Origin of the sequence: Nocardioides zhouii (assembly GCF_004137345.1) — a bacterium.
GTDB classification, from domain to species: Bacteria; Actinomycetota; Actinomycetes; order Propionibacteriales; family Nocardioidaceae; genus Nocardioides; species Nocardioides zhouii.
Map to the genome: position 1 here is coordinate 1 of NZ_SDWV01000038.1, position 19,563 is coordinate 19,563.

The window sequence follows — 19,563 nt, forward strand, 5'->3', positions numbered from 1 at the left end:
GGTGGTCCGGTGGGGACCAGGGGTGCATCGGCAGCCCATCTGGAACTACCGACAAGAGGATGGTGCACCAGTGAGCAGCCGGCCGTCGGCGCACCCAGGTCGCGTGTGGAAGTTGTACGCCCTCGCCTCGGTCGTGGTCGTCGCCGCCTCGCTGCTGGTGACCGTGCCGTCCGGCGACCGCACGATCATCCTGCTGACGCTGTCGTGCGACCTCGTCTTCCTCGTCGTCGCCACCGCCGTGACTTATGCACTTGTCGCTCCCCAGCCCCACCGCGAGAGCGAGGCCTACGGCGCGCCCGGACGGGGCGGCCACATTGCTTCCGTGGACTCGAAGTACCGCGGCACCTGGCTCTGATCTCCCTCGGTCACGCAGCGAGCCTCGGAACCACGCTGTTCCTTGCCGAAATGTGGTCTGTGGACGACAATCCCACTGTCGGTAGCATCACCTACAATAGAACACATGATCGAGCCGCTGGAGCAGGTGGAGGAGAGGGTCGGGGACGACCTCTCGGCCGCCGGCCTGCTCGCGCTGGCCCGTGACCGCAAGGCCGCCGAGGACCAGGCGGCCGCCGAGCTCCTCGGGGTCGCTGCCCGCTGGGCCGACCTCCACCCGCCCGAGTCGATCCACTCCGCTGCCGCGTTCACCGTTCCCGGCTGCGAGGGCGAGGAGCCGATCGCTGGCGAGGGCTGTCCGCTGGTGGCGGAGTTCTGTGTCGCCGAGCTCGGCGCCGTCCTCGGCATCTCGTCCACGGCGGCGAAGAAGCTCATCGGCCACGCCCTTGAGCTCCGCCACCGCCTCCCCCGACTGTGGACTCAGGTCCAGTCCGGCCGGGTCCCGTCGTGGCGTGCCCGACTCGTCGCCGAAGCCACCATCCACACCTCACCCGCACTGACGATGGACGCCGCCCAGTGGATCGACTCCCAGGTCGCGGCCGTCGCCGGGAAGATCGGCACCGCGCAGCTCGACCGGCTGGTCGCGGAGACCATCAAGCGGTTCGAGCTCGCCACACCGGATCCGGCTGCCGATCCGGAGGACGGCTATTTCTCCGTCGACCCACGCCACGTCACGGTCAACAAGGAGGACGTCCACTACGCCGGGACCCTGCATGTCGAGGCCGACCTCGACATCGCCGACGCCCTCGACCTCGACCAGGCCCTGAGCCACAACGCCGCCGCGCAGAAGGCCCTGGGCTCGACCGAGTCGTTGGACGTACGCCGCGCGAAGGCCCTCGGCGACCTCGCCCGTACCCAGACTGCACTGGACCTGTTCGCTGCTGGTGGTCGAGTAGCCGGTGAGGAACGAGCCGGCGTATCGAGACCCGACCACCTCCCGGCCGCCCGCGAGGTCGTCGTCCACGCCCACTTCGACGCCTCAGTCGTGGGCGAGCAGACGGTCTTCGGTCCGACCGGCCGGATGGAGAACGGCCAAAGGCTGGTCCTCCTCGACCAGGTCATGGGCTGGTGCGGTGACTCGCGCACCAAGGTGACGATCAAGCCGGTGATCGACCTCAACGTTGAGCTGTCGACACCGGCGTACGAGATCCCCGACCGGATCCGCGAGCAGACCATTCTGCGCGACCGGACCTGCGTGTTCCCCTGGTGCACCCGACCAGCCCGGCGCTGCGACGTCGACCACATCGTCGAGTTCGACCACGACGCAGAAGCCGAAGGCAGACCACAACCCGGCCCGACAACGACCTCGAACCTCGCAGCGCTCTGTCGCTACCACCACCGACTCAAGACCCACTCCGCCTGGACCTACCGCATGGTCGAGCCCGGGATCTTCGAGTGGACGAGCCCCCACGGCCACCGCTACCGACGAGATCGGACCGGCACCGCCCGGGTCGACGAACCCGAGCCACCCGAACGACATTGACCCCGCCCCACACCCCGCCACTCGTTGAATGGCGGGGCAACAGGCGTGTCAGGACTGAAGCGGTGCCGCAGAACGCTTGCCCTCACGTGCACTGGAAGTTCTAGCGTCCACGCATGGACGCTGAGATCGAGGCCATCAGACGAGTCGTCGCCGTGGTCGAGCACTCCCAGAACAACGAGCTTCCGGACGAGTTCCTCGAGCTGTTCCGGGAGGACGCGATCTGGACGACGGGCGGTGGCAAGCGGCTCTTCGGCCTCGACCAGATCGCGGCGTTCACTCGCAGCGTGCTGCCCGGAGGGATGAAGGGCCTGTCGGTCGAGTTCGAGCTGGAGCACGTGCTGTTCATCCGACCCGACGTCGCCGCGGTGAAGGTGACACAGGTCTATCGGACATCCGACGGGACCGACGTCGGCACTCCCCTGTGGGTGATGGCGAAGGAGGACGGCCGGTGGCTCCTCACTGCCTGCCAGAACACGGCGGCCGAGGCCGTCGACGCGGCGGCGCGGCCGGTGTTCGGCGCCGAGTCGCAGTGACGCCGCGCGCAGCCGCGCCCCGCCCCTGCGGGCCTATCGTCGAATCCGATCTGCCGGTTATGGTCGAAACGTGATCACCAAGCCGCTCGCCCTCGTCACTGGACTCGCCGCTGCTGCCCTGGTGGCCGGCAGTGTCGCCGCCAACCCCGCCATCGCTGCGAAGCCGGGCAGTGGCTCGAGCACCGGCACGGCCCGGATCTTCATGGTCAACCCGATCCAGTCCTCCGGGACCCAGACCCTGGTCGACGACAAGGACTCGGCAGGCGCCGTGCCCGAGTCGGCGTACGCCACCGTCGAGCTGCGGAACCTCGACGGCTCGGGCCACCTCTCCGGCGCGTGGGCCAACGTGCGCACCAGCACGGGCACGCCGGCGTACTCGACGAGCAACGCGTTCCTCTTCAACCGGGACCAGGACCAGTTCGAGCAGACGATGGGCTACTTCTGGGTCAACGAGGCGCAGGAGTACCTCCAGTCCCTGGGCTTTGGGCACGGACTCCCCGCGATCCTCGAGCGGCCGTACGACGTGCGCATCGGGCAGTACGGCCTCGACAACTCGTACATGTGGAGCAAGCACGACTACATCAGGCTCGGCAAGGGCGGGGTCGACGACGCCGAGGACGCCGAGGTGATCGTGCACGAGTACGGCCACGCCATCCACGACGACCAGGTCGAAGGATTCGGCGAGGGCCTGGACGCCGGCGCGATCGGCGAGTCCTTTGGTGACTACTTCGCCGTCTCGGTCGGACTGGCCGCGGCCGACCGCTACGACTGGCCAGTCGCCGCCGCGCAGGCCTGCCCCATGGACTGGGACGCCGCCTCGTACACGTCCGCCCCGCACTGCATCCGACGCTTCGACACCAACCGCACCGTCGCGACGCGCTACAACGCCATCCATGCCGACGGCCAGATCTGGAGCCAGGCGCTGTGGGAGATCCGCGGCGGCTACGAGGCGCTGGGCAAGAGCACCCGGGACTGGGACACCACCTTGATTGTGTCCCAGTTCGAATACGACCCCGACACGACCTGGCAGGCAGCCGCCAAGGCGACGTACCTGGTCGCGAAGCTCCGCGACGGCCAGGCCGCGGCCGACCTCGTGCGAAAGAAGTTCGCCGACCGCAAGATCGAGTTCACCCTCTGACGGAGGTGAGACTGCGCTCGCTGTTCGTCCTCGTCCTCGTCGTGGGGCTCGCCGGTTGTACGGCGCGCACCCCGCGGGAGGTCGTCACCAGCAGCTCTGTGTCCGACGCGTCGGGTGATGTCGTGGTCGGTGGACTCGGGAAGGACCGGGCGACCGTCGTGACGGCTCCGGAGAACACGATCACCGACATCCTCGAGACAACCGTCGACCACGGCTCGGACGCGCTCACCGTCGAGGTCGTGTTCGAGGACCTGCGCCCGCAGCAGTACCTCGACCTGACTGCCTCCCTGCGGACGGACAGCACCGGATCCGGCCTTCCGACCCAGGCGTCTGCGCTCACCTATCGCGGCGACAGCAGCATCGATGTCTACCGGGACGGCACGGCGCGCTGCACCGGCGCCGACGCCGGCACCGTGGCCATCGACTTCGACACCGACACGGTGACCATGACCGTGCCGCGCAGCTGCCTGGGCGAACCGCGCTGGATCGAGGCGCAGGTGAGGGCGGCCACCATGCACTACGACGCCTCCCCCGACGACCCGCGCGCCGACGCGGTGTGGGAGGACGACGCGTACGCCCCCGCTCTGGAGCAACCATCCGATCGTCGGACCAGCCCCAGGCTCTACCACCCCTAGCCCGGGCAGCGTCCGCGGACGTTCACCTGTCGTGCACCTACCCGCACCTTCCACGACCCCGACGACCCGTCATAGGTTGGCATGCACCCTCTCGGAAGGCTCCACCATGCACGCTCGGCGCACCCGCCTGTCCCTCGCCGCCGCCGCCGCGGCCCTCGCCGCCGCAGGCTTCAGCGCCCCGGCGCTCACCTCGTCCGCGTCGGCGTACGACCCCGCGCCGCAGAGCGCGACGAGCCAGAAGGCCCAGCAGGCCGAGCTCCGCTTCGCGACGTTCAACGCCTCGCTCAACCGCCTGACCGCCGGCGACCTGGTCCGTGACCTGTCGACGCCGGACAACGCCCAGGCAGCGGCCATCGCCGAGACGATCCAGCGCGTGAATCCCGACGTTCTGCTGGTCAACGAGTTCGACTACGTCGAGGGCGGCCGCGCGGCCGAGCTGTTCCGCGACAACTACCTCGAGGTCGCGCACCACGGCGTGGCGCCGGTCGACTACCCGTACTACTACGTCGCGCCGGCCAACACCGGCGTCGCGACGGGCTTCGACCTCAACAACAACGGCGTCGTCGGTGCCCCGGGCACGCCGGCCGGTGGCGACGACTCGTTCGGCTTCGGGCACTTTCCCGGCCAGTACGGGATGGTCGTCTACTCCAAGTACCCGATCGCCACCGACGAGGTCCGCACGTTCCAGCACTTCCTCTGGAAGGACATGCCGGGCGCGCTGCTGCCCGACGACCCGGCCACGCCGGCGGAGTCGGACTGGTACTCCCCCGCCGAGCTCGACGTCTTCCGGCTCTCGTCGAAGTCGCACTGGGACGTCCCGATCAAGGTGCCCGGCCGCAAGCCCGTGCACTTCCTCGTCTCGCACCCGACCCCGCCCACCTTCGACGGCACCGAGGACCGCAACGGCACGCGCAACCACGACGAGATCCGCTTCTGGGCCGACTACGTCGCCGGCGGTCGAGGCGCGGCGTACATCTATGACGACGCAGGCGAGACCGGCGGGCTCGGCCGCGGCCAGGACTTCGTGATCGCCGGCGACCAGAACGCCGACCCGTACGACGGCGACTCCACCGACCGCGCCATCTGGCAGCTGCTCGACCACCCACGCATCCAGGACCCGCACCCCACGTCGACGGGCGCGGTCGAGGCCGCGGAGCGCGACGGCGGCGAGAACGTCCCGCAGATCGGTCCGGACGCCGAGGACACCGCCGACTTCGCCGACGCGCTGCAGACCAAGCCCACCGACCAGAAGAACCCGGGCAACCTGCGCGCCGACTACGTGCTGCCCAGCGAGCGGTTCGACATCCTCGGCTCCGGTGTCTTCTGGCTCCCGTCCAGCGACCCGCTCTTCACCCGCCTGGTCGGGGTCTACCCGTTCCCGACGAGCGACCACCGCATGGTGTGGCTGGACGTCCGCTGACGTTCACCCGGCGTCCACCTGCCGGTCCCTCGGCGGGCGAACCGGGTGACGAGAGTCGAGACAGACCCTCGACCTCGAATCCGGAGCCGCCCCATGTCCGTTCCCCCCAGCCCGATCCGCACCCTGCTCCCCATGGCCGGCAAGACCCACGGCAACCGCAGTGCGGTCACCTGCCACCTGCGCTGCGGCGACGCGTGCTCGGTCGCCGCCCCCAACACCACGGAGACGTCGTACTTCCGTGACGTCGCCGCCACGGCACTGAGCCGCCGCTCGGTGGTCGGCACCGGCGTCACGGTCGCCGCCCTCGCGGCCATGTCGACGACGAGCCCTGCCGCCGCCGTGCCGGGAGGCGCCGCTCCCGGCAGGCCTCGTCAGCTGCCGTTCACCCCCATCGATCCGCCGGCCCGGACACTCGACGCGATGCGCGTCCCCGTCGGCTACCGCTGGGACGCGATCCTTCGGTGGGGCGACCCGATCCTCCCCGGCGCCCCGGCCTTCGACCCGGCCAACCAGACGCCCGAGGCGCAGGCCGCCCAGTTCGGCTACAACAACGACTACCTCGACATCATCGAGACCAGCCGCGCCGGCACCAGCGCGCTGCTCGTGTGCAACCACGAGTACACCAACGAGAACATCATGTTCCCTGTCGGAACCCCGGCGGAGACCCTCATCCGCACAGTATGGGCCGCCCACGGGATGTCCGTCGTCGAGCTCACCCGCCGCAAGCGCGGGGACGTGTGGACGTACGTCCCGGGTGCCCGTCTCAACCGACGGATCACCCTCGACACGCTCTTCACCGTCGACGGGCCCGCGGCCGGATCGCCGCTGCTCATGACCAAGGCCGACCCGACCGGGCGCAGCGTGCGCGGCACGATGAACAACTGCGCCGGTGGCACGACACCGTGGGGCACCGTGCTGTCGGGCGAGGAGAACTTCAACCAGTACTTCAAGGCGACCGGTGGTGCGTCGACGACGCCCGAGGGCCGCTACGGCCTGGGAGCCGGCGGCGACGGGCGCAACTGGCGTTCGGTCGACCCGCGGTGGGACGCCACGACCGCGGACTACAAGAACGAGCCGAACCGGTTCGGCTGGATCGTCGAGGTCGACCCGACCGACCCGACGTCGACTCCCGTCAAGCACACCGCCATGGGCCGCTTCAAGCACGAGGGCGCCAACGTCATCGTCAACAGTGACGGGCACGTCGTGGCGTACATGGGTGACGACGAGCGATTCGACTACGTCTACCGATTCGTCTCCCGCGACACCATGCGCCCCGGCAACAGCCCCAAGGCACGCGCACACAACCTCCAGCTCCTGAGCAACGGCGACCTGTCGGTGGCCCGCTTCACCGGTGACGGTCTCGCGGACGGCGTCAGCGACGGTACGGGCGAGTGGATCCCGCTGACCAGGGGTGGCGTGTCCGTGGTGCCGGGCTTCACGACCGAGCAGGTGCTCATCTACACGCGTCTTGCGGCCGACGCCGTCAAGCCCACCAAGATGGACCGCCCCGAGGACGTCGAGCCCAGCCTGCACAGCGGCCGCATCTACGTCGCCTGCACCAACAACACGAGCCGCACCGCCCTGCAGGTCGACGAGCCGAACCCGCGACCGGCCAACAAGGACGGCCACGTCGTGGAGATGATCCCGACCGACGGCAACCACACGGTGGACACCTTCAGCTGGAACCTCATCCTCATCTGCGGTTCCCCGGGTGCCGGAACCTACTTCGGCGGGTACACCGGTCCGGTGTCCCCGATCTCCTGCCCGGACAACGTCGCGTTCGACAGCGAGGGCAACCTGTGGATCTCGACCGACGGTCAGCCGTCCTCGATCGGCCTGAACGACGGACTGTTCAAGGTGCCGGTGGAGGGCCCCGAGCGTGGTCGCGTCCAGCAGTTCCTGGCGGTCCCGGCCGGAGCCGAGACCTGCGGTCCGGTCATCCACGACCTCGAGGGCTCGGTGTTCGTCGCCGTCCAGCACCCGGGCGAGGACGGCTCGTACGCCGCGCCGCAGTCACGCTTCCCCGACTACGTGCCTGGCGGCAGCACGCCGGCGGCCGGCCAGTTCGCCGGTCCCCGCCCGAGCGTCGTGCAGGTGACGCACAGCTGACGTACGACGCCGCGTGATCGCGGCGGGCGTGGTCTGATCGACCCATGACCAGGCCCGTCGCGATCACCGGCCCCGTCGCGATCACTGGCACCGTCGCCCTCGCGTCGATCGCGCTCCTGACGGTCGCGATCGGCCAGGGCTGGCTCGGCCCGGACGTCGGTCGCGGAGCGAACTTCTGCGAGGCGGCCCGCGACGGCTTCATCCGTCAGCCGGCCAACACCCTCTCCAACGCCGGTTTCGTCGTCGCGGGCCTGCTGGTCGCGGTGCGCGCGGGGCGGCTCCCGGCGGACGGCGTGGTCACGCCGACGGTCGCGACCTTCTTCGCATGCATCGTCACGCTCCTGGGCCCCGGGTCGGCCGCGATGCACGCCACCCAGAGCGAGTGGGGCGGCCACCTCGACATGCTGAGCATGTACCTCGTCGCGAGCTTCGCCGCGGCCTGGGCGTGGACCCGCTGGGCCCGGCGCGGGACCGCCGCGCTCATCACGGCGTACGTCGCCGGCATCGCCGCGTGCGAGCTGGTCGGCCTCTGGCCGGACCCCGTGCCGGTGGTGCACTACGCCGGCAACCTCGCGTTCGCCGCGCTCCTGATCACCGCGGTGGTGCTGGAGGTTCTGCTCTGGCGTCGCGGCGAGTCGGCGCGGACCGTCACGTACGGCGTCGTCGCGCTGGCCGCGATGCTCGTCGCCTTCACGATCTGGCTGCTCAGCAATGCCGGCTGGTGCGACCCGTCGTCACTGCTGCAGGGCCACGCCGCCTGGCACCTGCTGTGTGCCGTGGCGGCCTACTTCCTCTTCCGGTTCTACGAGTCCGAGCGGCGCACCGCTCAGGCGTAGTCCTTCGCCACGTAGCGGCCGTCGGGGGTGATCGGGTTGTCCTCGTTGATCGCCCCGACGGCCTCGGTGAGCTCGGCCTCCTCGAGCGGGGCGCGGCGGTCGAGGTGCACGCCCGCGATCATGCAGCGCACCGAGCCGCCGGCGAGCTCGATCGTCGGGATCTCGACGGCGACGATCTCGCACGACTCCTCGATCGCGGCGATCTGCTCGGGCCGCAGCGACGCCTTCGCCCGGGCCGACATGGCCATCACGTAGCGGCGCTTGCCCGTCGACGTACGCCCGCAGAGCTCGACGGCGTTGCCGGCGAACTCGCGGATCTGCTGCTCGGTGAGCTCGACGACTGTGCGGCCGGTGACGGCGAGCCGCTCGCGCACCTGCTCGCGACGCGTCTCGTCGGGGATCATCTCGAGGGCAATCATCGCGACGTCGGTGCCGACACAGGCGATGACGTTGGTGTGGTAGACCGGCACGCCGTCGGAGTCGACGGCGTCGAAGGCCATCGGCTCGTAGTTGAAGTCCGTGCAGAACCGCTCGAGCACGGCGACGTCGGCGCGGTGGCTGCGCGCGGTGTACGCGACGCGGGAGACGTGGTCGAGCACCATCGCGCCCGTGCCCTCGAGGAAGATGCCGTCCGGCTCGAGGCCGGAGTAGTCGACGATCGCCTGGACGCGGTACTCCGACTTGAGCATCTCGAGCACGTCGTGGCGGCGCTCGTGGCGGCGGTTGGAGGCGTACATCGGGTAGACCGCGACGGTGCCGCCGGCGTGGGTGGAGAGCCAGTTGTTGGGGAAGACGCTGTCGGGGCGGGTGTGGTCGTCGTCGTCGAACACGTGCACGCGTACGCCGACCTCGCGCAGGGCGGCGGCGAGGCCGTCCATCTCGGCCAGCGCCTTCTCCGACGTCGTGAACTCGGTCTGCCCCTCGGGGGGCTGGGCCTGGAAGGCATTGTCCGCGGCGGTCGCCGGATTGGGGACGAAGCTGGTCGCGCGGACGAGGATGACTGCGGAAGGGGCCTGGGCACTCACGGGAGGAGGTTAGCGGGACCGAGGGCCTCGGCCATCAGCGCTGCCACCTCCGCCGGGTCGTGCGCGATCGCCGTGTCGTAGCAGGTCAGCTCGGTCTCGACCCAGCCCGGCACGTCGCTGTCGCGCCACAGGCCGGACGGCGCGATCCCACGCTCCTCGGTGAAGGCGACGACGCGCTCGTTGACCTCGTCAGCGGTGCCCGGGGCGTACGCCAGGAAGGTCGCGATGTGCGGTGACTCGGGGAAGGTGCGGATGCCGTGCCCGTGGAGCGCGGCCGCCAGGTCGATGGCCCACGCGCGGTAGTCCCCGAACTTCGTCAGGTGCTCGCGCAGCCCCATCAGCCCGCCGACCGCGGCGGTCGTCATCGAGAAGATCGTGCCGCCCATCCGCTGGCGCCACGAGCGCAGCTCACCGGCGAGGTCCTCGGGGCACACGACGAGCGCGCCGCTGGAGCCGCCGAGGCCCTTGTAGAGCGAGACGTACATCGAGTCGAAGAGGTCGGCCGCCTCCGCCAGGGTCTTGTCCCAGTGCGGCACCGACTCCCAGATCCGGGCGCCGTCGGCATGCAGCGGTACGCCGCGCTCGCGGGCCGCCGCGGACAGCTCGACGAGCTCGTCCCAGGTCGGCAGCAGGCACCCGGCGTCGCGCAGCGGCAGCTCGACCATCGCGGCACCGAGCCGGCCGCCGATCTTGGCGAGCGCATCGGCGGTGGGGGTCTCGCGGCCGGTGGTCAGCCACTCGAGCTCGAGCCCCATCACGCGCCGCGGCCCGTCCTGCTCGTGGTGGACCAGGTGCGACAGGTCGGGCAGTGCGACCCGGCGCGAGCCCGAGCGGTCGCACCACGCGCGCAGCGTCGCCTGCTGGGCCATCACCCCACTGGGGAACATCACGGCCGCGGGCTTGCCGAGCAGCTCGGCGACCTCGCCCTCCAGCTGCTCGACCGCGCCACGCTCGCCGTAGCGGTCCCACGCGACGTCGTGCTCCTCGGCGTACGCCGCGAGGTCGCGGAACATCTCCGCCGGCGACGACACCGGGCGCCAGAAGATCGACTCCGCGGTGACCTGGGCCGCGCGGAAGCGCTCGAGGAGCTCGTTCATCAGGCGGCTCTCACACTGAGCGCTTGAACCAGTACGTGGTCTCCACGCCCGGCATCACCTGGACCAGCTCCCAGCCGTTCATGCCGAGGGACGTCAACAGGTCCTCCCACGACTCGGTGTCCGCGACGAGCGCCTCGGGATCGGCGTTGTAGCCGCCGACCTCCACGTTGCCCTGGTCGTCGACGGTGATCTCCAGATGTGCCCAAGCAGCCATGCCGCGATCCTGCCATGCCTCCCGTTGGACGCGTTACGCCCGCATGCGGGGGTTGCGTTGTCGGAGGTCGACCGAAAACAATGTTCGGATGTCCCGCAGGACGCAGATCTGGACGCAATTGGGCGTTCTTCTGATGCCGTGGCTCTACCTTGGCTTTGCCGCGCTCTTGTGCGCGGGCCTGCGCGATCAGCCGCACGTGGTGCGTGCCGGAAACGCCGATCAGTTCGCAATCAGTGTGCGTGCCGCTGGCGGAACGGAATCCGTCCGGATCGGACTGATGCTCGACTTCGTGTTCATCGGACTCTTCGTCGTGTTGACAGTCGCCGTCTTGGGCAAGCACGTTGTCGCGCTACTTCCCCTCATTCCAGCGGCACTAGACGTCGCCGAGAACGTCCTCTTGGAACGAGTTCTCAGCGGCGGCGATCACCTTCAACTCCTTCGCGGAATCGCCATCATCAAACTCGCGGCGTATTTAGCTACGCTGCTTCTCGTCGCAATCTTCTTAGTTCGGCGATTTCTTCGAGAAAACTGAACCTGACACCACCGCCGGACAGATCTAGGCTGATGGCTCACCCGACAGAACCGAGCCGCACATGGCCATTCTCAAATACGACGAACGCGAGTACAAGGCGACCTACTTCGCACTTCGTGTCGGGCTGATCTTTTCATCGGTGCTGGTCCTGCTCGCGCCCTTGTCCGTGCGGATGTTCGACGGTTCGGCGCCCCCATCGATCTCTGATTCTTGGTACACCGACGCGAGAATGATCTTCGTGCTCGGTCTTGCCGCTGCCGGATCGTTGCTGATCGTGGTCCGCGGCGACACCCAGTCCGAGCAGACCCTCCTCAATGTCGCCGGCGGGTTGGGCCTGATCGTGGCGGGAGCGGCCTGCTGGCCGAAGGACGACAACGGCAAGTCACTCGAAAAGTACGACCCGGACGTCGCTCGCCTCAACATGTACGCGATCGGCGCATTGCTCGTCGTCCTGCTCGCCGTGTGGATCCTGGGAACCGTGATCCAGCGGGTGCTGGTCAAGCCGCGTTGGAACACTCGGGATCCGTACAAGTGGATCCTCAACGCGATCGCTCCCCTGCTGCTCGTCGGGGGCCTGATCGGCTTCCTCAGGTTTCGGACCCCACTGGCCGAACATGCACACGGCCCCGCCGCCGTCAGCCTGTTCGTGCTGCTCGGCTGCGTCGCTCTCCTGCGCACCGGACCAGGGGTCCGTTTCCTCAACGGGATTGAGGACACGCCCGTGGACAATTCGCTGACCGCCATGCGCAATTTCGATGGCGAAACCGGCAAACGCGCCGGCAAGTTCGACCGCGTGTACACGCTGGTTGCCATCGGGATGTTCGTCGTCGTCGCCGCCGCGGCCGCACTGGGAAAGAGCGATGTGAGGCCCCTGCTGATCCTGATCATGGAAGCCCTCCTCCTTGTGCTCTTCGTGCTCTTCTGGAGTACGCAGACTATCGAGGCGTGGGTCTCCGATAAGACGCCAACCGACGACGATGACCCAGAAGGTGGGTGAACCTGAGCGGGCGAATAGGTACTTCACCACCGGGCATTCAGCTTTGAACACAACGAGCACCACTGATCGGAATCCGCATGGACATGTATCCCGAAGTCGACGTTCCCCCTGACCCGCCCACGCCGACAGGCGATGAAGTTGTCGTCGATGTCGCCGATTCGCTGCAGGACGAACCTTCGGACGCACTCCGTGAACTGATTTCGGGATCAGCGGTGGGTCAACGGATGGTCCAGATCGGTCTCTCCCAACGAGGTGTGGCGGAGTCAGGAGGGCCGAATCGCGGCGTCCCTCTCGAGCGCTATTGCAAGCCGTTCGGCTACCGCGACCCGATCCCGTGGTGCGCCTGCTTCGTCTCGTGGTGCTACTGGCAGACCACGGGCGCTCGCCCCCCTTGGAAGCAGCCCGCATATGTCGGCTCCGTGTACAACTGGGCCGCCACGCACGGAGCCCTTGTCAGCAACCCGTCGTTCGGCGACATGTTCGGCACGGGCGATGTGCACATGGGAATGGTCGTCGCCAGGAAGAGGAACGGTGTCTTCGTGACCATCGAAGGCAACTGGGCCGACAAGGTGTTGAGTCAGGAACGACCCATCGGTGGATTCTGGTTCGCGACTCCCCGATTCGGCTAGTCAGACACCACATCGACGAGAGGGGCCATCGTGCAACTGCCTGGGAGTCAGCACTGGAGAGACGCGCGTGCTCGATTCGAGCGAGCGTGGTCTCTGAAGCACCCGTCCACCGCTCCTCCCGCGCTATACCCAGAGCATCCCGAAGATCCTCTCTGGGTCGAAGCCGACGCGATGATGGACCTTGAGTTGCAACGGGTGCCCATGAGCACGACCGTCGCAACCGAAGTGACCTCCGCCATCCATTCGTCGCGATGGACTTTCCTCGCCGGGTACATCGCGTGCCCACGCGGGCACACGTTCGGTATGTCTGCTGCCTATTGCCCCTCATGCGGGGCCGGACCAGTCCCAGCGGACGTTGTTTGGAACGCGGAACAGGCGGCCATGATCCTCGGTGCACGAACGGGATTCTTCATGGCTCGGGCTGCGGGCGGCTAGGCATCCTGGTGCGGCGAACGCCGCAGCACGGCCCCGGCCACCATCAGCAGCACCACCAACCCGATGAAGCTGCCAGCGAGCAGCAGCACCAACCCGACGACCCACAGACCGGAGTCGTCGGTCGAGGCGGCGTACAGGCCCCACGGGATCGCGAAGCCGACGGTCGCCGCTCCCGCCAGGACGACCACTCCCCTGCCGGCCCAGACGCGCGCCGCGACCGAGGCGACGCAGATGAAGAGACCGCAGCCGATCACCTGCCAGACGTCGTACGGCACGTCGTCCCACCCGAACCAGACGAGCCAAATCGCGGCGGCGAACAGACCGAGGGCGAGGGCGGCGGCACCGAGGCGGGCGAGGGAGCTCACGGGTCGCACCTCGGCTCTGCCCACCGCTTCATGTCGGAGGTGTCGAAGCGCGCCAGCATCGGCGTCATCGGCCGGCCCTTCTCCTGGTAGAGCCGCGACCCCGACTCGCTGACGACCCACAGCTGGTTCGGCCCGGTCAGTGCCATCCCTTCGGCGCCCGGCACGAACGACCGGCTCCGGCCGTCCGGCCCGACGAGCACGCCACACGTCGTGTTCGACCGCGCGAGCCACAGCCCCGGCCCGACGCCGCCGAGCTCGGCCCACAGCGCGCCCTGGGTGTCGGGCGGGATCCGCACGGCGTCCATCGCATCACCCTCGTCGAGCTCGTACGCCGACGAGGCGAGCATGGCGTCGACGTCGAACCACCACAGCCGGGCGGGGTTCTCCGCCCGGAACCGCCCGAGCCCCAACCGCCCGTCCCTGCCGAACACCGCGAACGACCCACGCACCGGCTCCGCCAGCGCCCATCCGCGCGTGGGCTTCAGGGTGTCGGGATCGAGGAGCCACAGCCGCTGGGTCTCGGCGAGCCAGACGCCGTGCTCGTCCGCGACGACTCCTCCCCCGTGCCGGCAGTCCGTCGGGAGGCGCGGCCCGACCCGGCCGCGAACCGGGTAGCGCGACGTGATCGGCTCACCCGTCTTCAGCTCCATCGACTGCATCGTGCAGAGCCTGTGCCTGCCCATCTGCGTGCCGTCGAAGCCCGCGACGTACGCCGTCCCGTCCGCGATCGTCATCCCCTGCGGCACCAGCCAGTCGTCGGCGCCCGGCACCCAGCGCCCGGCGCACATTGCGTGGTCGTTGGGAAAGCGTGCGAGCTGCACCGCTCCGTACGCCGGCGGTTGGCCGCGCACGTCGGCGTACGTCACCGGTCCGCAGCCCTTGGTGTTGAACTCGTGTTCGTAGGAACCCGGAGCAGCGGTGCAGCCGGTCGCGAGCAGCAGCGCCGCCAGACCCACGACGCGCATCCGGACCCCCATCACCCTCCACACGCTACGCGGCGGTGGCGGTTGCGCGAGGATGGCGCTCGTGAGGATCGAGGACGCGCTGCTGCGCGCGCGGGAGGCCGCCGCGCCCGAGGTCGGCCGCGGGCGGCTGGCGGAGTACATCCCCGGCCTGGCGTCGGTGGACCCGCACCAGTTCGGCATGGCGATCGCCTCGGTCGACGGCCAGGTCCACGTGATTGGCGACGCCGACGTGCCCTTCTCGGTGCAGAGCATCAGCAAGGTCTTCACCCTGGCGTTGGTGGTCGCCGCCGAGGGCGAGGAGATCTGGAAGCGCGTCTCCCGCGAGCCCTCCGGCAACCCGTTCAACTCCTTCCTCCAGCTCGACCAGGAGGCGGGACGGCCGCGCAACCCGTTCATCAACGCCGGTGCCCTCGTCGTGACCGACCGGCTCCACGCGATGACCGGCGACGCCAGTGGCACGCTTCGCGACCTGATGCGGCGCGAGAGCGGCCGCGCCGACCTCGACATGGACCTCGACGTGGCGCGCTCGGAGCTCGCGGCCGGGCACCGTACGTTCGCGGTCGCGCATCTGCTCGCCAGCTACGGCAACCTCGAGACGTCCGTGGACGAGGTCATCAACCAGTACGTCGCCCAGTGCGCGCTGTCGATGACCTGCCGCGAGCTCGCCCTCGCCGGCCTCTTCCTCGCCCGCGACGGCGTCCTGTCCGACGGCTCCCAGCTGCTCAGCGCGCGCGAGGCGAAGCGGATCAACGCCGTGATGCTCACCTGCGGCACGTATGACTCCGCGGGCGAGTTCGCCTACCGCGTCGGCCTGCCCGCCAAGAGCGGCGTCGGCGGCGGGATCCTGGCCGTCATCCCGGACCGCGGCGTGGCGTGCGTCTGGAGTCCCGCGCTCGGGCCGTCAGGCTCGTCCGCTGCCGGTCTCGCCGCGCTCGACGCGTTCACGACGTACTCGGACTGGACGGTGTTCTAGCGCGGGATGTCGACGCTCGACTCCGCGACTGCCGGCTGCACGAAGTCCGTACCCGCGTAGCTCACGACCACCGGCCGCGTTCCGGCTTTGGCGCCGCGTACGACGACACGCGCGCTCCCGGCGACGACCTGGGCCTCGACCGTGCGCTTCCCGATGCTGACGGTGATGGCACCGTCCGGCTTGCGCGCCCCCAGAGCCTTGACGCGGATGTCGACCACGACGCGCTTGCGGGAGGCGTCGGTGCGCACCTTCACCTCGGGAACCGTCGTGATCGGGGCGACGGCCACCGACTCAGTGGTGTCTCGGAAGTGGCGCCGCGTCAGGGTGACCTGGAGCGACAGGGCGCTGCCGAGATCCGCCCGGCGGACCGTGTACGTCGGGTTCGTGGCCTTGGCGATGGGCTGGCCGTTCCTGAGCCAGGCGTACGTCGCCGTCGCGTCCGTGGGCTTGACGGTCCCGGCCTTGGCGACGAGTCGGGTCCCCACCTCAGGGGCGCCCTTCACGCGGGACGGGCTGACGATCGCGACGGGCTTGGCGAGGACGGCGGTGGTCTCGGGCGGGGTCGAGATCGACTTCCGGTAGCCGCTCGCGCTGGCCGTGACGCGTGCGCTGATGATGCGGTCGATGTGGTCGCGGGTGAGCACGAGGGTCGCTCCGGTGGCGTCGGGAATCGCAGCTCCGTCGGCGTACCACTGGGTCGTGACCTTGGCGGGTTGCGGCGCCCAGGACGACGACGTGAGCGTCAGCGTCTGACCGACCTCCGCGACACCCTGGATCGCCGGCACCTCCGCGGGCTGGAACACGCCGGGCGCAACGGGCGCGGTGGCGAGGACCGCCTGGCCAGCGGTGTAGCCGTCGAGCTGGGCCGTCACCTGGGCGGTCAGGGGCTTGCCCTTCACGTCCGGCGTCGGGACGTACGTGGGCGCAGTGGCGCCCGGGATCGCGGCTCCGTCGGCGAGCCACTGGACGGTGACGCTGCTGGGCGTGGGGGTCCACGCGCCGGTCGCCACCTCGAGCGGCGCACCGACCGCAGGCGTGCCCACGATGGCCGGAGCGGTCGTCGGCGCGACGACGCGGTCGTTGAAGTGGATGAACCCCGAGGGCCAGCCGCCGCCGGTCTTGGTGATGCGCCGCCAGTAGAAGTCGCCGCCCCAGTAGTCCTCCGAGACGATGATCTCGGTGTCGGAGATGACCTGCTCGACGTACGCGACGTGGCCGTTCGAGCCCGCCGGAGTGACGTGCGGCTTGTACCAGGCGACCGCTCCGACCGTGGGGGTCTGATCGGTGATGCCGGCCATCGCCACGCCCCAGTTCGAGGCGTTGCCGTTGCCCTCCCACGGTCGGGTGGCCGGTATCCCGTTCTGGATCAGGCGGTACGCGACGTAGTTGGTGCAGTTGTGCCCGGAGTACATCCGCCAGTACATCTTCGACGACGCCTGCCCATAACCGGCGTTCCCGTACCCGGCCGCCTGGCAGCCGGCGTAGCCGGTGCACAGGTACGTCGACGTGGTGAGGCTGAACTTGCCGACGGTGCTCGGCATCGCGAGCGCGAGAAGCACGAACACCCCGACCAACAACTTGGTCGTACGCACGCCACGACGCGCCCAGCGCTGGAGCCCTTCAAGGGCTGGACGGGGGCGTTGTGACGGGTGTGACTCATGAGGCTGTTGGTGCACGATGAGTGATCGTATGAGGGTTTAGTCAAGCCCGCCACGCCGATGAGTGAAGAACAATTGTGTAATTCGTCGGCCAGCGCTCGTCTGCTCACCCCGGATGCGGTGCACCGCAAGCGGAAGCGTCAGCACGGCGGTCCCGCCGGCCACCAGCAGAGCCGTGGCGAAGGACGTCAGCTCGGCGACCACACCGACCGCCACGGACCCCAGAGCCGTGCCTGCATCGAAGCCGACGTTCCACACCGCGCTCGCCACGTTGTGGTGACGGCGATGGACGGCGGCAAAGGAGATCAGCAGGGTCAGGTTCTGCAGGCCGCCGTAGCAGACGCCGAGCAGCAGCATCGCGCACATGAAGGCCCCGGAGCGGGTGTGCCCGGTGCTGGCCACCGACCAGGAGACGAGGGCCATCGCCACCGCCGTCAGCACGACGAGTGGCGCGAGGAAGGGCTGGGCGCCTCGCCGGTCCGCGAGCAGCCCGATCCGCCACCGGGCGACGGCTGCCGACAGTCCCATGGCGAAGAGGCCCACCGCTGCGATCGCGGCGTCGTCGACCATCTGCGGCGTGAAGGTGATGACCGCTCCCCCGGCCAGCGTCACGGCCAACAGCAGCAGCATCGGCCGCAGCAGTCGGCGATAGGTGGCGGCTCCGTCGTCTCCCGGCCCGGCTGACCCGCCGGCGCCGGGGTGGAGATCAGGGACCTTGAGGTGCAAAGTCGAGGCGAGCCTGAGCGCCGCCGGGATGCCGGCCAGCGGCAAGGCGCTCAGCACGAACGTGACGCCGTAGCCGACGCTCTCAGCCAACCACGGTGCCGCCGGGAGGATGACCAGGTTCGGCACCGCGATGGCGAGGCCGTACGTCCCGATCGCCTCCCCGCGCCGCTCCGGGCTCACCAGCGCGGCGACCGCCGCGCTCCCGGTGACCGTGAGGACACCGAAACCCACGCCGCGGGCGGCCGAGATCGCCAGGATCGCGCCCAGCCCGTCGCTGAGTGACAACAGGACACCCGGAGCGCCCAACAGCACAAGCCCGAATGCCAGCACCGCACCCCAACCGAAGCGTCGCAACGCCCTCGGCACAAGCAGCTGCGTGAGCACGGTGACGAGCAGGAGCACGCCGTTCACGAGCCCGGCGCCGGCTGTGGTGGCCCCACCCTCGACCGCCCACAGGGGCGCCACGGTGAACAGCATCGCGAACCCGGAGAAGCCGGCGAACGTCATCAGCACCAGCGACGTCATGCCCGGCTCACGCCAGATCGGCTCCCGCGCGGTCACGGCCGGGAGTCTAGGGCCGGGCTGCCCGGATCGCCGGCAAGCGCTGACGCGAGCATGCACCTTGGCGCAATCGGCTGAGTGCGCTACGTCGTCGGCGCTGATCAAGAAGCCCGCCCTGGCTGTGAAGAGGTTCATGGCGGCGGTCGAGGCCGGTGACGGCGTCACCGCGTGCTCCCTCCTGACGAAGCGGGCCGAGGCCGAGGCGAAGGCGGACTTCGTCGAGATCGGCCTGGTCGACGCCGACGCTTCCTGCCCGGAGATGATTCAGGACCTCAGTGAGGCCGTCGCGGAGATGGGCGGCTACGGGACCATCCGCGCCAGGACGATCGTCGTGAACGGCAACAAGGCCAAGGTCAAGCTGACCACCAGCGCGTTCAACACCACGGAGATCCATCGCCTCCGCCGCGTCAGCGGCACGTGGCTGCTCGACGGCAACTCCTGAGCACGAACCGGCCCTCGCTGCGCATCTGGAAGGCGTGACTGATCACGGTCTCATGCCCTCCCGACGCTCCGACGTGAGCCGCACTCCCAGACACTGGGTTGTACGTCGCCACCGAGTGGTCCACTGGGCCGTTCGACGGATGCTGACGCACCTTCTTGCGGCACCACGGCACCACCCGCTCATCGACACTTCGGATCAGCTACTTCCCGGACCCGCGAACAGGACGCTACGCCGAACCGGTTGACAACAGAAGGGAGCCGGCTGGACGCACTCATCGCGGCAGACATCCCAGGTTCTTGGCCGTCAACCCGTGGCAGCCAGGGGGACTGTGGATTTAACGGTGTTTCCGGCCTGACGCGCTGACGAGTGTCAGCGGGGAAGGTGCCGTGATGACCAC

At 69.2% G+C, this 19,563-nt stretch carries 20 protein-coding genes; 13 read left to right on the plus strand and 7 right to left on the minus strand.

Annotation, left to right across the window (positions count from 1 at the left end; translation table 11 throughout):
- Positions 1–70 precede the first annotated feature (70 nt).
- The 8 genes from EUA94_RS21825 (at position 71) to EUA94_RS21860 (ending at position 8,547) form a co-directional block, all read left to right on the plus strand.
- A complete protein-coding gene (locus tag EUA94_RS21825; RefSeq protein WP_129429030.1) occupies positions 71–355 on the plus strand; it encodes a hypothetical protein in 285 nt (94 codons plus the stop codon).
- Between the two features lie 105 nt (positions 356–460).
- Complete coding sequence (locus EUA94_RS21830; protein WP_129429031.1) at positions 461–1,876, plus strand: HNH endonuclease signature motif containing protein; 1,416 nt, start codon at positions 461–463, stop codon at positions 1,874–1,876.
- A 113-nt stretch (positions 1,877–1,989) separates the two neighbouring features.
- Positions 1,990–2,409 carry an SgcJ/EcaC family oxidoreductase gene (locus EUA94_RS21835; RefSeq protein ID WP_129429032.1) on the plus strand — a complete coding sequence of 140 codons (420 nt, stop codon included), beginning with the start codon at positions 1,990–1,992 and terminating at the stop codon, positions 2,407–2,409.
- A 70-nt stretch (positions 2,410–2,479) separates the two neighbouring features.
- Positions 2,480–3,547 (plus strand): M36 family metallopeptidase, encoded by a 1,068-nt coding sequence (locus tag EUA94_RS21840; protein WP_207210722.1) that lies wholly within the window; start codon positions 2,480–2,482, stop codon positions 3,545–3,547.
- A gap of 5 nt (positions 3,548–3,552) precedes the next feature.
- Positions 3,553–4,182 carry a hypothetical protein gene (locus EUA94_RS21845; protein ID WP_129429033.1) on the plus strand — a complete coding sequence of 210 codons (630 nt, stop codon included), beginning with the start codon at positions 3,553–3,555 and terminating at the stop codon, positions 4,180–4,182.
- Positions 4,183–4,288: 106 nt separating this feature from the next.
- Positions 4,289–5,602, plus strand: a complete 1,314-nt coding sequence (locus tag EUA94_RS21850) for an endonuclease/exonuclease/phosphatase family protein (protein WP_129429034.1) — start codon at positions 4,289–4,291, stop codon at positions 5,600–5,602.
- 93 nt (positions 5,603–5,695) lie between these two features.
- Positions 5,696–7,711, plus strand: a complete 2,016-nt coding sequence (locus EUA94_RS21855; protein WP_129429035.1) for a PhoX family protein — start codon at positions 5,696–5,698, stop codon at positions 7,709–7,711.
- Positions 7,712–7,755: 44 nt separating this feature from the next.
- Entirely contained in the window at positions 7,756–8,547 is a 792-nt protein-coding gene (locus EUA94_RS21860) for a ceramidase domain-containing protein (protein WP_129429036.1), read from the plus strand.
- Here the strand turns inward: EUA94_RS21860 and ctlX are convergent.
- From ctlX to EUA94_RS21875, 3 genes are read right to left on the minus strand one after another with little or no spacing between them, the layout of a single operon-like run.
- On the minus strand, positions 8,538–9,572 hold the full coding sequence (gene ctlX, locus EUA94_RS21865) for a citrulline utilization hydrolase CtlX (protein WP_129429037.1): 1,035 nt from the start codon (positions 9,570–9,572) through the stop codon (positions 8,538–8,540). The two genes, EUA94_RS21860 and ctlX, sit on opposite strands and share 10 nt — an antisense overlap.
- Positions 9,569–10,669, minus strand: coding sequence for a threonine aldolase family protein (locus EUA94_RS21870; RefSeq protein ID WP_129429038.1), 1,101 nt, complete (start codon positions 10,667–10,669; stop codon positions 9,569–9,571). The genes ctlX and EUA94_RS21870 overlap by 4 nt, the downstream gene beginning before the upstream one ends.
- A gap of 10 nt (positions 10,670–10,679) precedes the next feature.
- Positions 10,680–10,883, minus strand: a complete 204-nt coding sequence (locus EUA94_RS21875) for a hypothetical protein (RefSeq protein ID WP_129429039.1) — start codon at positions 10,881–10,883, stop codon at positions 10,680–10,682.
- Positions 10,884–10,971: 88 nt separating this feature from the next.
- Between EUA94_RS21875 and EUA94_RS21880 the strand changes: the two genes are divergently transcribed.
- From EUA94_RS21880 to EUA94_RS21890, 3 genes are all read left to right on the plus strand, one after another.
- Positions 10,972–11,415: a hypothetical protein gene (locus EUA94_RS21880; protein WP_129429040.1), complete on the plus strand. Its 444-nt coding sequence runs from the start codon at positions 10,972–10,974 to the stop codon at positions 11,413–11,415.
- A 61-nt stretch (positions 11,416–11,476) separates the two neighbouring features.
- Complete coding sequence (locus EUA94_RS21885) at positions 11,477–12,412, plus strand: hypothetical protein (protein ID WP_129429041.1); 936 nt, start codon at positions 11,477–11,479, stop codon at positions 12,410–12,412.
- A gap of 77 nt (positions 12,413–12,489) precedes the next feature.
- Positions 12,490–13,041 (plus strand): C40 family peptidase, encoded by a 552-nt coding sequence (locus EUA94_RS21890; RefSeq protein WP_129429042.1) that lies wholly within the window; start codon positions 12,490–12,492, stop codon positions 13,039–13,041.
- 431 nt (positions 13,042–13,472) lie between these two features.
- Here EUA94_RS21890 and EUA94_RS21895 read toward each other — a convergent pair whose 3' ends face one another.
- Positions 13,473–13,841 carry a hypothetical protein gene (locus EUA94_RS21895; RefSeq protein ID WP_129429043.1) on the minus strand — a complete coding sequence of 123 codons (369 nt, stop codon included), beginning with the start codon at positions 13,839–13,841 and terminating at the stop codon, positions 13,473–13,475.
- Positions 13,838–14,821, minus strand: a complete 984-nt coding sequence (locus EUA94_RS21900) for a hypothetical protein (RefSeq protein ID WP_129429044.1) — start codon at positions 14,819–14,821, stop codon at positions 13,838–13,840. Before EUA94_RS21900 ends, EUA94_RS21895 begins: the two co-directional genes overlap by 4 nt.
- A 46-nt stretch (positions 14,822–14,867) precedes the next feature.
- On the opposite strand from EUA94_RS21900, the gene EUA94_RS21905 reads away from it, so the two are divergent.
- Complete coding sequence (locus EUA94_RS21905) at positions 14,868–15,779, plus strand: glutaminase (RefSeq protein WP_207210724.1); 912 nt, start codon at positions 14,868–14,870, stop codon at positions 15,777–15,779.
- On the opposite strand, the gene EUA94_RS21910 is transcribed toward EUA94_RS21905, so the two are convergent.
- Both EUA94_RS21910 and EUA94_RS21915 read right to left on the minus strand, forming a co-directional pair.
- Positions 15,776–17,371 (minus strand): CHAP domain-containing protein, encoded by a 1,596-nt coding sequence (locus EUA94_RS21910; RefSeq protein WP_129429046.1) that lies wholly within the window; start codon positions 17,369–17,371, stop codon positions 15,776–15,778. The genes EUA94_RS21905 and EUA94_RS21910 overlap by 4 nt on opposite strands.
- Positions 17,372–17,476: 105 nt before the next feature.
- Positions 17,477–18,724: an MFS transporter gene (locus EUA94_RS21915; protein WP_207210726.1), complete on the minus strand. Its 1,248-nt coding sequence runs from the start codon at positions 18,722–18,724 to the stop codon at positions 17,477–17,479.
- A gap of 61 nt (positions 18,725–18,785) precedes the next feature.
- Between EUA94_RS21915 and EUA94_RS21920 the strand changes: the two genes are divergently transcribed.
- On the plus strand, positions 18,786–19,166 hold the full coding sequence (locus EUA94_RS21920) for a hypothetical protein (protein WP_129429047.1): 381 nt from the start codon (positions 18,786–18,788) through the stop codon (positions 19,164–19,166).
- Positions 19,167–19,563 lie beyond the last annotated feature (397 nt).

Coding starts and splice junctions, on each gene's coding strand:
- EUA94_RS21830 (WP_129429031.1), top strand. CDS start 461: ATGATCGAGCCGCTGGAGCAGGTGGAGGAGAGGGTCGGGGACGACCTC.
- EUA94_RS21835 (WP_129429032.1), top strand. CDS start 1,990: ATGGACGCTGAGATCGAGGCCATCAGACGAGTCGTCGCCGTGGTCGAG.
- EUA94_RS21850 (WP_129429034.1), top strand. CDS start 4,289: ATGCACGCTCGGCGCACCCGCCTGTCCCTCGCCGCCGCCGCCGCGGCC.
- EUA94_RS21855 (WP_129429035.1), top strand. CDS start 5,696: ATGTCCGTTCCCCCCAGCCCGATCCGCACCCTGCTCCCCATGGCCGGC.
- EUA94_RS21860 (WP_129429036.1), top strand. CDS start 7,756: ATGACCAGGCCCGTCGCGATCACCGGCCCCGTCGCGATCACTGGCACC.
- EUA94_RS21870 (WP_129429038.1), bottom strand. CDS start 10,669: ATGAACGAGCTCCTCGAGCGCTTCCGCGCGGCCCAGGTCACCGCGGAG.
- EUA94_RS21875 (WP_129429039.1), bottom strand. CDS start 10,883: ATGGCTGCTTGGGCACATCTGGAGATCACCGTCGACGACCAGGGCAAC.
- EUA94_RS21880 (WP_129429040.1), top strand. CDS start 10,972: ATGTCCCGCAGGACGCAGATCTGGACGCAATTGGGCGTTCTTCTGATG.
- EUA94_RS21885 (WP_129429041.1), top strand. CDS start 11,477: ATGGCCATTCTCAAATACGACGAACGCGAGTACAAGGCGACCTACTTC.
- EUA94_RS21890 (WP_129429042.1), top strand. CDS start 12,490: ATGGACATGTATCCCGAAGTCGACGTTCCCCCTGACCCGCCCACGCCG.